At 30.3% G+C, this 15,152-nt stretch carries 15 protein-coding genes; 3 read left to right on the forward strand and 12 right to left on the reverse strand.

Annotation, left to right across the window (positions count from 1 at the left end; genetic code table 11):
- Positions 1-157 precede the first annotated feature (157 nt).
- The 7 genes from HYG85_RS23385 to ruvA all read right to left on the reverse strand — a co-directional run bounded on the left by HYG85_RS23385 (position 158) and on the right by ruvA (position 8,378).
- Complete coding sequence (locus HYG85_RS23385) at positions 158-1,579, reverse strand: peptidoglycan D,D-transpeptidase FtsI family protein (protein WP_212691651.1); 1,422 nt, start codon at positions 1,577-1,579, stop codon at positions 158-160.
- Positions 1,542-2,930 carry an FtsW/RodA/SpoVE family cell cycle protein gene (locus HYG85_RS23390; protein WP_212691652.1) on the reverse strand — a complete coding sequence of 463 codons (1,389 nt, stop codon included), beginning with the start codon at positions 2,928-2,930 and terminating at the stop codon, positions 1,542-1,544. Before HYG85_RS23390 ends, HYG85_RS23385 begins: the two co-directional genes overlap by 38 nt.
- Before the next feature lie 10 nt (positions 2,931-2,940).
- Positions 2,941-5,337, reverse strand: coding sequence for a DUF3656 domain-containing U32 family peptidase (locus HYG85_RS23395; RefSeq protein ID WP_212691653.1), 2,397 nt, complete (start codon positions 5,335-5,337; stop codon positions 2,941-2,943).
- Positions 5,338-5,457: 120 nt separating this feature from the next.
- Positions 5,458-5,886, reverse strand: coding sequence for a cell division protein ZapA (zapA, locus tag HYG85_RS23400; protein WP_113674965.1), 429 nt, complete (start codon positions 5,884-5,886; stop codon positions 5,458-5,460).
- 232 nt (positions 5,887-6,118) lie between these two features.
- Positions 6,119-6,640: a winged helix-turn-helix transcriptional regulator gene (locus HYG85_RS23405; RefSeq protein ID WP_113674964.1), complete on the reverse strand. Its 522-nt coding sequence runs from the start codon at positions 6,638-6,640 to the stop codon at positions 6,119-6,121.
- A 79-nt stretch (positions 6,641-6,719) separates the two neighbouring features.
- A complete protein-coding gene (ruvB, locus tag HYG85_RS23410; protein ID WP_113674963.1) occupies positions 6,720-7,736 on the reverse strand; it encodes a Holliday junction branch migration DNA helicase RuvB in 1,017 nt (338 codons plus the stop codon).
- Between the two features lie 27 nt (positions 7,737-7,763).
- A complete protein-coding gene (gene ruvA / locus HYG85_RS23415) occupies positions 7,764-8,378 on the reverse strand; it encodes a Holliday junction branch migration protein RuvA (protein ID WP_212691654.1) in 615 nt (204 codons plus the stop codon).
- 198 nt (positions 8,379-8,576) lie between these two features.
- Here ruvA and HYG85_RS23420 point away from each other — a divergent pair, with 198 nt between their 5' ends.
- Both HYG85_RS23420 and HYG85_RS23425 read left to right on the forward strand, forming a co-directional pair.
- Positions 8,577-10,103 carry an FAD-dependent oxidoreductase gene (locus HYG85_RS23420; protein WP_212691655.1) on the forward strand — a complete coding sequence of 509 codons (1,527 nt, stop codon included), beginning with the start codon at positions 8,577-8,579 and terminating at the stop codon, positions 10,101-10,103.
- Positions 10,090-11,046, forward strand: coding sequence for a tocopherol cyclase family protein (locus tag HYG85_RS23425; protein ID WP_212691656.1), 957 nt, complete (start codon positions 10,090-10,092; stop codon positions 11,044-11,046). The genes HYG85_RS23420 and HYG85_RS23425 overlap by 14 nt, the downstream gene beginning before the upstream one ends.
- A 20-nt stretch (positions 11,047-11,066) precedes the next feature.
- Here the strand turns inward: HYG85_RS23425 and HYG85_RS23430 are convergent, their stop codons facing one another.
- Together HYG85_RS23430 and HYG85_RS23435 are read right to left on the reverse strand one after the other, a co-directional pair.
- Positions 11,067-11,534, reverse strand: a complete 468-nt coding sequence (locus HYG85_RS23430; RefSeq protein ID WP_212691657.1) for an NUDIX hydrolase — start codon at positions 11,532-11,534, stop codon at positions 11,067-11,069.
- A gap of 20 nt (positions 11,535-11,554) precedes the next feature.
- The gene (locus HYG85_RS23435) at positions 11,555-12,172 is read right to left on the reverse strand and encodes an NUDIX hydrolase (protein ID WP_212691658.1); all 618 of its coding nucleotides are present in this window, start codon (positions 12,170-12,172) and stop codon (positions 11,555-11,557) included.
- A 393-nt stretch (positions 12,173-12,565) separates the two neighbouring features.
- On the opposite strand from HYG85_RS23435, the gene HYG85_RS23440 reads away from it, so the two are divergent.
- Positions 12,566-12,940 (forward strand): DUF1292 domain-containing protein, encoded by a 375-nt coding sequence (locus HYG85_RS23440; protein WP_113674958.1) that lies wholly within the window; start codon positions 12,566-12,568, stop codon positions 12,938-12,940.
- An 84-nt stretch (positions 12,941-13,024) separates the two neighbouring features.
- Here the strand turns inward: HYG85_RS23440 and HYG85_RS23445 are convergent, their stop codons facing one another.
- From HYG85_RS23445 to HYG85_RS23455, 3 genes are read right to left on the reverse strand one after another with little or no spacing between them, the layout of a single operon-like run.
- Complete coding sequence (locus tag HYG85_RS23445; RefSeq protein ID WP_212691659.1) at positions 13,025-14,272, reverse strand: glutamate-5-semialdehyde dehydrogenase; 1,248 nt, start codon at positions 14,270-14,272, stop codon at positions 13,025-13,027.
- A 59-nt stretch (positions 14,273-14,331) separates the two neighbouring features.
- A complete protein-coding gene (locus HYG85_RS23450) occupies positions 14,332-14,883 on the reverse strand; it encodes a 5-formyltetrahydrofolate cyclo-ligase (RefSeq protein WP_212691660.1) in 552 nt (183 codons plus the stop codon).
- Positions 14,880-15,089 carry a DUF896 domain-containing protein gene (locus tag HYG85_RS23455; RefSeq protein ID WP_113674955.1) on the reverse strand — a complete coding sequence of 70 codons (210 nt, stop codon included), beginning with the start codon at positions 15,087-15,089 and terminating at the stop codon, positions 14,880-14,882. Before HYG85_RS23455 ends, HYG85_RS23450 begins: the two co-directional genes overlap by 4 nt.
- Positions 15,090-15,152: the final 63 nt, after the last annotated feature.

Below are 15,152 nucleotides of genomic sequence, written 5' to 3' on the forward strand. Positions count from 1 at the left end.
TTTTGGGTAATTCATCTTAACATTTTTCAAATAAAATGTCTCGTCTTAAAAAGTATACAATTTTTTCAAACTTTTTTCAACTGTATATTTTTAACTACCATACTTATATATTACCATAACTATAACTTGATTATAATTATAGGGGTTCGTATAACTATTATTTATTGATATATAGTTCAAAAAGCTGTTTTGCTATTGGTGCTGCATATTTCGTGCTTGTTCCAGAGTTTTCAACTATTACGGATACAGCTATCTGAGGATTATCAGCTGGTGCAAATCCTACATACCATGCATGAGGTTTTTTCCCTGATACTTCAGCAGAACCTGTTTTTCCAGCAACATCAATACCTTGGACAGCGGATGTCTTACCAGTACCTTCACTTACAACCTTTTTCATGAACTCTTTTATTATACCTGCTTCTTCTACACTCATAAGTTCAGAATAGAATTCTGGCAGATTTTTAGTTATTAATTTTCCATTAGCATTTTCAACACTATCAATAAGATAGGGCTTCATTAATATACCACCATTAGCTATAGCAGAAGTTATTAGTGCATTATGGAATGGAGTTACTTCTGTTTCACCTTGTCCTATGGCTGTTTCTGCTATCTCTTTCACAGCAGATTCTTCACTTAGTTTAAATCTACTGGTTCTAAAATGTAATGGATAAGGGAGTAACGTATCAAACAATAAATCATTTGCAACATTTCTATAATTGTTCATATCTAAATTAGTTCCTATATGAGCAAATGCTGTATTACATGACATCTTAAATGCTTTTTCCAAATTTTCTTTTCCATGCTTTGTATTTGAATAACAATGAATTGTAGTTCCTTCAAATACGTCTTTACCATTGCAAGTATAGGTATAATCCTTCCAACCAGGATTTTCTCTTATAAATGCTAAAGCAGTAACTATTTTAAATGTAGAACCTGGTGGATACAAGCCATGAGTAGCCTTATTCAATAGTGGAGAATTTTCTTCATCATTATTTAACTTAGTCCAATTACTCTCAATATAATTAGGGTTAAAATCAGGCTTGGAAACCATACAAAGTATTTTCCCAGTTGATGGCTCTATGGCTACTATTGCACCTTTTCTATTGCCTAATAATTCATAAGCCTTCTTTTGTAGATCGGCATCTAAAGTAGTAACAACATTATCACCAACACTTTTTTTCTTAGATATTGACTGTACGGTTTTTTCTATTATCCCCACATTGGATTTCAGTAAATCATAATTCACCAGAGCCTCTATACCTGTTTTTCCTTGATGGGAATAACCTACAATATGTGAAAATATATTTTCGTAAGGATATATTCTATATGACTTATCACCATCTACCATAGTTTCAGCTAAGACTTTTTTGTTAGTATCTAATATCTTACCTCTAACTATATTCTGTTCCAATTCTTCAATACGAGGATTGTAAGAATTAATGACTACATTTGTACTATCAACATAAACAAATTTGATGATGTTCACGATTAATATTACAAAAAGTCCTATGAATATATATGAAATATTATTTAAACTTTTATTATCTTTTCTGTTTACTTGTTCTTTTTTTCTTTTCATTTGTTTCACCCTTTTGATTCTTAATGTGAATACCTTCCAAGATACCTAACATTATTATTGACATTGTTAATGAAGTACCTCCTGAACTTACAAAAGGTAAAGTAACTCCTGTAAGAGGTATAAGCTTGGTTACACCTGCAAGTATTAAGAACATCTGAAATGCAAACGTACAGCTTATCCCACTTGCCAATAATAAATAGAAGTTATCCTTTGTACCTTTAGCAATCTTGATACCACTTAAGAAAAATAAAGCCATTATTATAATTAATAATATTGAAAATATATTACCGAATTCTTCGCAGATAGCTGCAAATATTATATCTGTTTCAACAGCTGGTATAACTTTTGGCATACCTTTTGTCAATCCTTTACCAAAAAAACCTCCAGCACCTATTGCAAATAATGATTGAGCTATCTGATATCCTTTTCTATCAATATCAGCCCAAGGATTAATCCAAGCTTCAACTCTGTCCCTTACATGAGAATAATATTTATAAGCTATGAATGAACCTACAATTCCCCCTGAAAGACCTCCTAAAAAATAAAAAGGTTTATTAGTAGATATATAAATAACCGAAATAAATATTATAAAAAATATTAAAGCGGTTCCTAAATCTTTTTGATACACTAGTAAAATTATTAGTATCAATGATGGTATCGCTGCAATCACCACATGAATAATCTTATCTCTTTTTCTCATGTAAGCAGCTAAAAATAGAATAAACAGTATTTTTATTATTTCTGATGGTTGAAAGCTAAAATCTCCAATCAATATCCAGTTGGTAGCTCCATGTTTTTCAGTACCTACAAAGTTAACTATAACAAGAAATATTATTGAAATACCAATATAAACCCACTCCAACTTATCAAGAAAAGTGAACCTGTCAATAAATATAGGTACTATTATAGCAAATAGATATCCAAGTATAGCCATAAGAAATTGTCTATACCCAACATTGTAATCTATCCTTGCTAATATTATAAAGGATATGGATATTAGATATAAGGAAGTATTCCATAATAAATAGTTATACTCAGTATATAATTTCTTTAACAAGAACCAGATTATCATAAAAAACATAACTTGCTCTACATATAAAATCAATAAATCCAGTTTATGTTTATCAGATGCACCAATTAATATCATGAAACCAAGAAAATGTGTTATCAATAATGTTATTCTTTGATTTTTTAAATAAAAGTTTTCATTTGACCCCTGTGTCATAGATTTATTCTTTTTATTATTAACTGCTTTATATTTGCATCTATATAATTTATAACATAGATAAGTAAAATATATTGCTAATAATATAAATATAAATCTAGTAATATTAATTATTATCTCGAACATATGTTCCCACCTACTCTATACCTCTTAAAAAATGACCTCTATTAAATTCTTCTACACCAAGATTATCAAGTATGCTTTCTCTGTCATATTGTTTAACGTTACATATAATACTAAAAAATAATTTCATGATCTTAACTATCTGTTCTTTACTTTCACTAGTGAATTCTAATCTTAGATTACTGATACCTAAATCATTAACTTTGTCTAATTGGTCTAATAATATTAATGGACTTGAGTTATAAATAACATTAATACAATTAATACATCTTCTATCTACTAGAAACTTTTTACCATATCTATCCTTTAAATAATATTTTTTATTATTATAACATAACTTCTTATTATTACTAGTATTATTTACAACACATTGCTTTGATACCATTAGCGGAAGATATCCATAAACCATTATTTCGGATTGACTTGTGTCTAAATCGCTGATTTCTCTATTGTGTAGTTCAGGTGACAATGTTATACGTGATGCCCCTTCTTTTTTCCAAGCAGATATTGTTTCATTGTTAATAATGTTCATGTTATAATCAATGATAATTTGTTTGTTGGTACCTTTCAGCAAATACATTTCACCGTATGTTCTAATCAAATAGCCCTTAATATCTAATTTTTCCATTTGTTTATATTTCGTCATGTATCTCTTTTGGATAGTTTCATCAAATATTCTTGGCAGAGCTATAAATATATTTGCATTATAATTTCTACACATATCAATCATTCTCTTGATATCTTCTATCTCTATTAGTTCACTTTCAATGTATATATCTTTTACATTAAAATCTTTTATGGCTTCTAATTGTTCCATATTCCTGATTAAAACATTTACATTACACTTAGGCATCTTCACTGTTTTTTTGTCAATCTTATAATCAGGTAATTTTTTAGGTTCTCTTCTATATGAATCCAAAATCATTTGTTCTAGGTTCTCTAAAGCATTTCTTCTAAGTTTATTGATCTCACTGATAGGAATGAATATATTATCATCAATGTTTACATTCTTCATTACTAATTCAAATGGAAAATCCCCAGTTTTTTTGATCTGTTTAATTATTCTTTCTTGAGTAAGGGATTGATTTTTAGCTTTTTCAGCAATGCATCCTGATTCTCTAATATTAAAATTGTTATAATTCAATTCCAATTCAATTACTTTGCCTTCATTAACTTTTAAATTACCTTCCACCTCTAACTTTTTATTTACTTTGATGATATTATTACCTATGTCATCATAAGTCTGTTTATTTTTTACCCTATAAACCAAATTACCTGGAAGGATATATTTGTTATAGTCTTTTAGAGTGATATTAGCACTATCTGATGGCTTTTTGATAGTAACAGAAGGGAAAGGTTCATTACCTGTCCATATCTCTAATTTATCACCTTTATTCACTTTACCATTTAATTTTATTTCTATTGTTCTGCTTTTTTTATTAACATTAGTAACTTTTCCTATATAAGCACCTTGGTTATTAGGCTTTTTCATTGACATTATATCTGATTTATTATTGTAATACCCTGTAGAGAAGCCACCTCTATTGTATATTTCAAGAAGTAATTCCATATCTCTTTTATCTACATTATAACCATTAGGATTTTCATAATATCTATCTATATATTTTCTATATACTGATGTGACAGAAGCTACATATTCTGGGCTTTTCATCCTACCTTCAATTTTAAAAGATGTTATTCCAGCATTAATCAATTCAGGTAATAGATCAATAGTAGCAATATCTTTTGGACTTAGTAAATACTTGCCTCCTGAATGATTCATCTTTTCATCTTTTTCATATAGTGCATAAGGTAATCTGCATGTTCCTGCACATCTTCCCCTATTTCCACTTCTACCGCCTAAAATACTACTCATTAAGCATTGACCTGAATATGAATAACACAATGCTCCATGAATAAAACATTCAATTTCTGTGTCAGTATTGCTGGTAATATATTTTATTTCTTTCAGACTTGATTCTCTACTTAATACAACTCGTTTGAAACCTAATTCATTAAGGTATTTTACTCCTTGCAGGTTATGAATTGTCATTTGAGTACTTGCATGTATCTCTAAATCCCTAAATCTATCTCTAATGAGTTTACATATGCCAAAATCTTGTATGATTAAAGCGTCAACTCCTGCTTCATAAATAATATTAATATAATTAATAAGCTCCTCTATCTCTTTGTCCTTAAATAGAGTATTAACAGTTACATATATCTTTACACCTCTTAGATGGCAATACTTTATAGCTTTTATTAATTCTTCTGTATCAAAGTTAGAAGCATATGCTCTAGCACTAAATTGCTTACCTCCAACATAAACAGCATCACAACCAGCATTAATTGCTGCAATCATACTTTCAAATGAACCTGCTGGTGATAATAATTCTGGTTTATCGTTCATAAATTTCACCTTTCTCTATATACTAAACCTATAATGCGGCTATCTAATTTCTTATTGTTGAAACCGCAATCATTATTTACTTTCTTGTGTAAAACAAAAGTAGTAATATACATTATATTACTACCCGTTTTCTAAATCAAATGTTTCTATGTATTCATCTAGTTCTGCCTTATAATTTTCCATGTCTTCTTCTAATCTGTCTGCCCGTTCAATTAGTTCGTTCTTATCAGCTTCTAATTTATGTATTGTTTCTTGTAATCTCTCAATCTCACGTTCTTTTTCTAGTATCAGTTCATCTTTTAATTTAAAAGATTTTTCTAGATTTACAGTACCTTCTTTTGCCTTAAAATAATCATCAGCAATATTGATTGCTAATAATATAGACATTAATCTAGTATTAAGAAATTGTCCGTTCTCCGAAGCCTTTAGTTCATCTAGTTTATTATTGATATAAAGAGCCACTCTTTGAATATATTCTTCGCTCTCGTCCCCAGATAATGTATATACATTACCACCAATTATTACTTTTGTATTATTCTTTGGTGACATACTAGACCCCCTTTACTACTTATTAAAGCTTGTTCCATTATTAGCATAACCAATATACTATAAATATTCTATGCAACATTTAGTACGGCTACTTAATGTTAAAACTTTTAATTATAATTAATGCTATTATAACACAAAGAAACAATAATTGACAATTAAGAATTATTGTTTCTAAGCATATATAGTTCCTTATGTTATTATAACACAATTATTATTCATATATAATATAAAACTATACTACGTCACTTAAGACATTAAGTACTAGGTTGTTATCTGTTGTCACCCCATCATCATTATTCCAAGTAATCACGATACCATTTGTATCATCAGCTTCTGATAGCGTTTCTATCTCACTATAGGTTACATTATGCAATCTTTTTGCTTCAATAATACTCATCTTGACTATTTTATATACTTCATCATGCTGTCCGTACAGATAAAAATGGTAGTACCCTTTTTCTATCTGTTCTTCAATAATTTTCTTAGTCATCTGACGAACCTTGCTAATCATCTTATAACTCACTACCACTTCATCGTATGTTTTTAGATCCTTTGCTTTTTTACCTAAAGGAGTTATTATGTATTTTAGAGCTCTGGAGTTAATCTGCTGTACATTGATATATCCTTTATTAATCATATCCTGTAGAATCCCATTGATAGAACCAAGGGATAAACCTAAATCTTTAGCTAATTGTCTTTGGGTCACATGTTCATTATTGCTAATCTGACTTAGCAACTGTAATTCTCTATCCATAATGTTCCCCCCATATATAAATAAATTTCATATTTAACACTATGTATAGTTTAATATTATTGGAAGAAATTGTCAATAGTTAGTTATCATTGGTATAATCATTACTACAATCTATTCCAAAATGTTTATAACATAGTGACGTAACCGTCCTGCCTCTGGGAGTTCTATTAATATAACCAAGCTGTATCAGATAAGGTTCATAAACATCTTCAACTGTCCCTGACTCCTCACCAATGGTTGCTGCAAGAGTATCTAGACCTACAGGTCCTCCATTATATTTTTCTATCATAGCAAGTAACATCTTCCTATCGTTTTTATCCAAACCGCTTTTATCAACATCTAGTAGATCAAGCGCATAATCAGCTACTTCTTTAGTTATATCACCTTTGTATTTGACTTGGGCAAAATCTCTAACACGTTTTAGCAATCTATTAGCAAGTCTAGGTGTACCCCTAGACCTTCTTGCTATTTCCACAGCCCCTTTTTCATCAATATCTATACCTAAGACACAGGCTGACCTTTTTACAATGTCTGTTAATTCATCTAAGGTATAGAACTCCAATTTATTGATAACACCAAATCTATCTCTTAAAGGTGATGTTAAAAGTCCTATACGCGTAGTTGCTCCTACCAAGGTGAATCTAGGCAAATCAAGTCTTATTGACCTTGCAGATGGACCTTTACCTATAACTATATCAATAACAAAATCCTCCATAGCAGGGTACATAACTTCCTCTACCTGTCTATTCAGTCTATGTATTTCATCTATAAAAAGTATATCTCCTTCTTGAAGATTATTAAGTATAGCTGCCATATCTCCAGGCTTCTCTATTGCAGGACCTGAAGTGATTTTTAGATTTACTCCCATCTCATTTGCTATGATATTGGACAACGTTGTTTTACCTAATCCTGGAGGACCATATAATAATACGTGATCAAGAGGTTCTTCTCTCAGCTTAGCTGCTTCAATAAAAACCTTCATGTTCTCTTTTGCTTTTGCCTGTCCAATATAATCTGATAACAATTTTGGTCTTAGGTTTTGCTCTATCTTCAAATCTTCATCCATCAGTTCTGTTGTAATAATTCTTTTTTCCATTATTAATTTACTCCTTTAACAGCATGATTAAAAGCTTGCTAACTTCCCTAATGCACCTTTGATAATATTCTCTGCTGTAGTTGTTTCTGTTATCTCAAGCGTTCTTACTGCTTTTACTGCTTCAGTACTTGTATAACCAAGGCTTACCAAAGCGGCTATAGCATCATTTTTAGCATTAGAAGTTAAAGCTAACTGACTGTTACCTTCTATTTCTGCACCTACACTATCACTATAATCTTTTAATTTTAATTTATCCTTAAGTTCCAATATGAGTTTTTGAGCTGTTTTCTTGCCTATTCCTGGTGCCTTTGATATAGTCTTCACATCATCTGCTATAACAGCAAATCTTAATTCATCAGGAGTAATCGTAGATAATACTCCAAGTGCACCCTTAGGCCCTATACCATTAACTGTTATCAGTTTCTTGAATACTTCCAAGTCATCTCTTGTTATGAAACCATATAATAACATGGCGTCTTCTCGAACATATAAATACGTATGCATTTTAATATTCTCACCGATACAAGGTAAATCCTGTATTGCAGACATTGAAATCTTTATTTCATATCCTATACTCTGTGATTCTATAATTATAAAATCATCACCAACAAATTCTAATGTTCCTTTTATGTACGATATCAATCCCTCACCTACTTTTACAATAATATGTTAGAACGTTTGTTCCTATTATACTTGATTTTGCCACCTATTACAAGTTTTACTAAAATCTTTCTCTAATATTTTAGCTGCCCGGATTATGACTAACCAGTTAGCTACTTGGTAATAACTATAATATATCTATATAAAAAACTTATATTTCACATTAAGGAGGTATTGCAATTGTACGAATCTGACTCATATTGGATCAAATCAACACCTTCAACTAATTATCCTACTCTAGAAGAGGATATTTCTGTAGATTGTGTTGTAATTGGAGGTGGTATCACTGGAATAACTACTGGTCTCCTATTACAACAGCAAGGTCTCAAAACCATTATAATAGAAAAAAACAAAATATGTCTAGGAACAACAGGACATACAACTGGTAAAATAACATCTGGGCATAATCTTATATACTCCTATCTTATAGATACTTTTGGTAAAAAACTTGCGAAACAATATGCAGATGCTAATCAGCAAGCCATAAGATTTATTATTGATACAGTCAAAAAATATGATATTGATTGCGACTTATGTATTGAACCTTCTTATGTATATACTACTGATAAAGACAATGTAATAATGATAAACAAAGAACTGGTAGCGGCACTTAGTCTTGGATTACCAGCAGAATATGTTGATTTGACTGATCTTCCATTTGGTATAGAAGGTGGAATAAGATTCTTGAATCAAGCCCAATTCCATCCAAGAAAATATATATTAGAACTTGCTCGTATTTTTGAGGAAAATGGAGGAACTATCTATGAAAATACTCAAGCCATAAATATTGAGCCTAAAAATAATATTGTTACAACTACCTCTAATACCATAACTGCCAAAAACATTGTTATAGCAACTCATTATCCCTTTTATTCAAAAGGTCATTTATATTTTGCTAAGATGTCCCCTTATACCTCATATGTTGTTGGTGCTTCAGGTCATACAAAACTAAAAAATGGTATGTATATTAGTTGTGATAGGGATACACGGTCTTTCAGATATCTGGACACTCATAATGACAGGTTATTATTTATAGGTGGACAATCTCATAAAACAGGTCAAAGTGAAGATGAGAATTATAATTTCACAATTTTAATGGACTATATTAATAAATTATACAACGATGTTTCTATAGATTACAAATGGCTTGCGCAGGATTATATTACTATAGACAAAGTACCTTACATTGGTCTTTTATCTAATGATTACGATAATATTTTCGTAGGGACAGGATATGGAAAATGGGGTATGACCAATGGTACAGTTGCAGCAATGATCATCAAAGACTTAATAACCGAGGGAACCAATCCTTGGAAAGATGTATTTAATCCATCCCGCTCTTTTACTCTTGATAGTTTAAGAAACATGTTTGCAGATTCAGTTAATACTAGTGGAGAATTTATTGCAAGCAGATTCAAAAACAGTAAAGAAGAAATAGAAAACTTAAAACCCACTGAAGGTAAAGTTATAAAGGTAGATAATATAACCATTGGTGCATATCGTGATGAAAATAATAGATTATATCTACTAGATACTACCTGTCCACATATGAAATGTAAAGTACAATTCAATGATGCTGAAAAAACATGGGATTGTCCTTGTCATGGTTCCAGATTCAACTATGATGGAACATTCATTGATGGACCTGCCAACAGAGATTTGAAAAAAATAGAATTGGATACTGAGTATGATTATGAAAAAGAATAAAATATATAAAATGTGTAACCCTGTATGTTTGCAAGGTAATATTGAAAAACAGAATTATTTTGAAGGCTGGTATTATAAATGTGTAGATGCCAACAACAAGTACTCATGTGCTTTTATTCCAGGAATTTCAACTAGTACTTCTAAGTACAAACGCCATGCATTCATCCAATTTATCGATAATTCCAATAATCTGCCCTTATACATCCCATTCGCCATAAAATCATTTTCCTATTCTGACAAGCCATTTGTACTTAATATTAGTAACTGTGTTTTTTCAGATTCAAAAATGATAATAAACATTGACCATAATGATTGTAAAATTAAAGGTAAAATTGTTTTTGGGGATTTCACTAATATAGAGAGAAATATTAAACTGCCTACCATAATGGGTTATTATAGATATATTCCATTCATGGAGTGTTTCCACAGTATAATAAGTTTGTCTCATTCTCTGAAAGGGTATATGAAAATAAATGATAGGACTATAGATTTTAATAACGGTACAGGTTATTTGGAAAAAGACTTTGGTACTTCTTTCCCCAAAAGATGGATTTGGGTACATTCCAATACCTTTAATGTAAAAGATACTTGCTTAATGTGTTCAATAGCATCCATTCCATTTATCAGTAAGACTTTCACAGGATTGATATGCATATTGTATGTAGCAGGAAAAGAATATAGATTTGCAACTTATCTAAAAGCAAAAATCACAAAACTTCTTTGTTCCAAAAATAATCTGCACATAGAATTGTCCCAAGGTAATTATAAATTGGAAATCAGAAGTATGTGCAGTGATAATAACATACTTATAGCACCTAAAAATGGCAACATGAACCGAAAAATCATAGAAAGTATGTCAGCAAAAATCAAAGTCAAATTATTAAAAGATGATTATGTCATTTTTGAATCTATTACTCATAATGGATGTGTGGAATATAACTGATATACCACACATCTTACTTTTTAAACTAATTTATTGTTTATCTTATATATAATATCTTCTACAACACATTTGATTGGTGGACTTATCTTATCTGGCAAGTCATTTACATCAAAGAATTTTATGTCTTTTGTTTCAATACCATCTATTTTGATTTCACCTTCATAAGTTCTAGTATAATAAGTGATACAAACCATATATACTTCGTCTCCATTAGGGTATATATAGTGTTGATCAGGTCCAGAATATATATTGAATAATTTTAAATCAGACGCTGTTAAACCAGTTTCTTCAAAAACTTCTCTTATTGCTGCATCTTCTACTGTTTCTCCTAATTCTATTGCGCCACCAGGTAACCCCCATGTGTCATTATCACATCTATACTGCATTAAGAACCGGTCATTACCATCAATCAATACAGCTCCTGCTGTACTTAAGATTATAGGTCTATTCCCAACCTCTTTTCTCAGTTCGTGTATGTAATCTCCCATTTATTAAATCCTCCGTATCTTTAGTCAAATATAGGCTCTAACAGTTCCTTTTCTCTAGCCTTAAAACACATCTCAATCTGTTCTTTGGTATTCCTGCCTAGAGATAACTGGGGTAAATTATCAGAATCAAAGAATTCAGCCTCACAAGTCTCTATGTTATTTATGTACTCCCCTTCAATATAATCACATTCAACAAATATTTTATATATGGAATAAGGGTAATCATCATCGACATATTTATTCCTGTCAAGAACAGCTATAATACGTTTTGGTGATACTACAGCTCCAGCTTCTTCCATAGATTCTTTTTTAGCATTTTCCGATACACTAAGGTCTATATCAGCATATCCTCCGGGTAGTGACCATTTATTGTCCTTCTTCTCTTTAACCATTAATATCTTGTTATTGTTGAATATAACAGCTCTAACATCTATTTTAGGAGTTTGATAACCTGTTTCATTAGCAAAAAGTGACCTGATTTTTGTATTACTGATCTGGGTATATTCACTCATTATTTCAACACTGATTTCTCTTATTCTCTGGAATCTTTCAATATCAAATTCATTTTTTGAATATGCCAGACCTGATTGTGATATTGCCTGTAATTCTTTAGCCCATTGTAACCATTGTTTCTCCATTTTTAGCCCTCCTTACTTGTTATAATCATAGAACATTTTTTATAACTTATTTCATTATATATTTTTTTATCTTATTTGTATATACTAGGATATTTTAATTATATAGTAAATAGTAGAAGATAATTTGATTCTATAATATATTTGATAAGGATAATTTTTCATTAGAGGGGAAAAATATAGATAATAAAGTTTAATATTCGTAATTATCTTTTAATAATATGTTATAATTTTTTGCTTTAATTATGAGTATATATGTAATATAATAATTAGGTAGATTCAACCAATTAATATTAAACTTTTTTAGTATGATACCTGGCATTTATTTTTGATAGTGAATGCTAAGTAAAAAAACAAAATATAATTAGTAATAATTATATGGACAGGAGAATTATAATGAATAAAGAAAATAACCATGATTGTAATTGTAACCATGACAATACTTCAAAACATGAAGATTGCCATTGCCATGACCACGAAGATGATTGTTGTAACCACGAACATGAACACCACCATGAGACTATAACATTAACTTTGGATAATGACGAAAATATTGAATGTCTAGTATTAGGTGTCTTTGAAGCAAATGAAAAAGAATATATTGCTTTACTTCCAGAAGACGAAGATGACGTTCTACTTTATAGATATTCTTCCTCAAACGACGAAGACGTTGAACTTGCAAACATTGAAGATGACGATGAATTTGATATAGTATCCAAGACATTTATGCATTTGATTGAAGAAGAAGATAGCAATGAGGACGATGAATAATAAAAAATAAAAGGCGATTTCATAATAAATATTAAAAATATTGTTATGAATCGCCCTTTTTTTACCTATATGAAAATTACCTTATCAATTTCTTACTTGTCCATTACCATAGATCACATACTTGGTAGTTGTAAGCTCTCTAAGCCCCATAGGACCTCTTGCATGAAGTTTTTGTGTACTTATACCTATCTCTGCACCAAAACCAAATTCAAAGCCATCTGTGAACCTGGTAGATGCATTCACATATACTGCGGCGGCATCTATTTCATTCAAAAATCTTCTGGCATTAGTATAGTTTTCTGTAATGATTGATTCTGAATGCTTAGTATTATTTTTATTAATATGATTAATTGCTTCATCAATGTCATTAACTACTTTTACGGATATCTTGTAATCCAAGTACTCTGTTCTATAATCTTCTTCAGAAGCTTCTTCAATATCCGTTACTATAGATTTTGCAATATTATCCCCTACAATAGTTACATTATGTTCTCTTAGAGCCTTACAAGCCATAGGTAAAAATTCTTTTGCTACATCACCATGAACCACAAGGCTTTCACATGCATTACATACTCCTGGTCTTTGAGTTTTTGCATTAACAAGAATATCTTTTGCCATTTCTAGATTAGCTTCCTTATCAACAAAGATATGGCAATTACCTACACCTGTTTCTATTACAGGAACAGTGCTGTTGTTTACAACTGCTTGAATTAATCCTGCACCACCTCTAGGAATTAAGACATCAAGATATTCATTGAGTCTCATCATATTTGTAGCTGTCTCTCTGCTGGTATCTTCTATAAGTGATACAGCATCACTTGGCATATCTGCACTGACAAGTGCATTTTTAATAATCTCAATAATCTTAAGATTAGAATTTATTGCTTCTTTACCACCTCTTAGGATTACTGCATTTCCTGTTTTAAAACATAAAGCAAAAGCATCTACCGTAACATTTGGTCTTGCCTCATATATTATTCCAATAACTCCAAGTGGTACTATTTTTTTACCTATCTCCAAATCATTAGGTCTCTTTTTCATCCACATTACTTCACCAATAGGGTCATCTAATTGAATAATCTGTTCAATTCCTTCAGCCATAGATTTTATGCGTTTAGAATCAAGAGTCAATCTGTCGACCAAAGAACCTTTTATACCATTTTTCTCTGCATTAAGCACATCAATCTTATTAGCCTCAATGATAGCTTTTTCATTTAATAATAAAGCATCAGCAACAGCCTTCAAGCCTTTGTTTTTATCAATTGAAGAAAGTCCAGATAAAACATAACTGGCTTTTTTGGCTCTTTGCCCTTTGATATTTAATTCTTCCATGTCTATTCACCTCTTAAATTATTATAGTCTAGTATTTTTATGACGTATTTTTTTCTTATTTAAATCTCTTGGGATTCAGTAAAAATATAATCTGGCTTTACATCATAAACATCGGATGGAACACTATCCAATAGCTGATAATCATAACATATAGCTACTATATTAAATGCTTTTCTAAACTTGAATAGATATCTATCATAATAGCCTCCACCAAAACCAATTCTATTTTTAGATTTATCAAAAGCTACACCAGGCATAACGAATAAGGATTTCCCTGTTGGTACACCTTCAATCAAAGTTTTTGGTTCCAATATGTTGAATTTACCTCTTTTCAAATCCTTCATCGAGTTAATATAGTAAAATTTGATAATGCCCTTCTCTTCAACTTTTGGAACTGCAACTAATTTATTATCATCCCAAGCTTTTTTTATTATTTCTAGAGTATCTACTTCATTGAAGTTACTTACATATATGAATAGATCATAACATTCTTTGTATACTCTGCTATTTATTATTTTATTATATATTGACTTGCTTTTATTAATAACATCATCCTTAGACATTTTACTTCTTTTATCTAAATAGCTTTCTCTTATTTCTTTTTTAATCATCTCTTGTTTTTAGGCTTTAACGGAGTAATATTGCCTTTTTCATCTTTTAGCTTTATTGTATTCATAGTACTCTTGAAATTTTTTCTTACAGCATTTAGATACTCTTCTCTAAGGAGTGATTGTTCAATCTTTTCTTCATCAGTAAGTCCTTCGATTTTATTTTTTTTATAAAGTTCATTTATACGGTCAATTTTTTTCTTTTCCATATTTTCCTCCTGTCATTCTTATATCACAAAATAGTCATATTACAGTTATGTGCTTATTACATC

This window comes from Vallitalea guaymasensis, from assembly GCF_018141425.1.
GTDB classification, from domain to species: domain Bacteria; phylum Bacillota; class Clostridia; order Lachnospirales; family Vallitaleaceae; genus Vallitalea; species Vallitalea guaymasensis.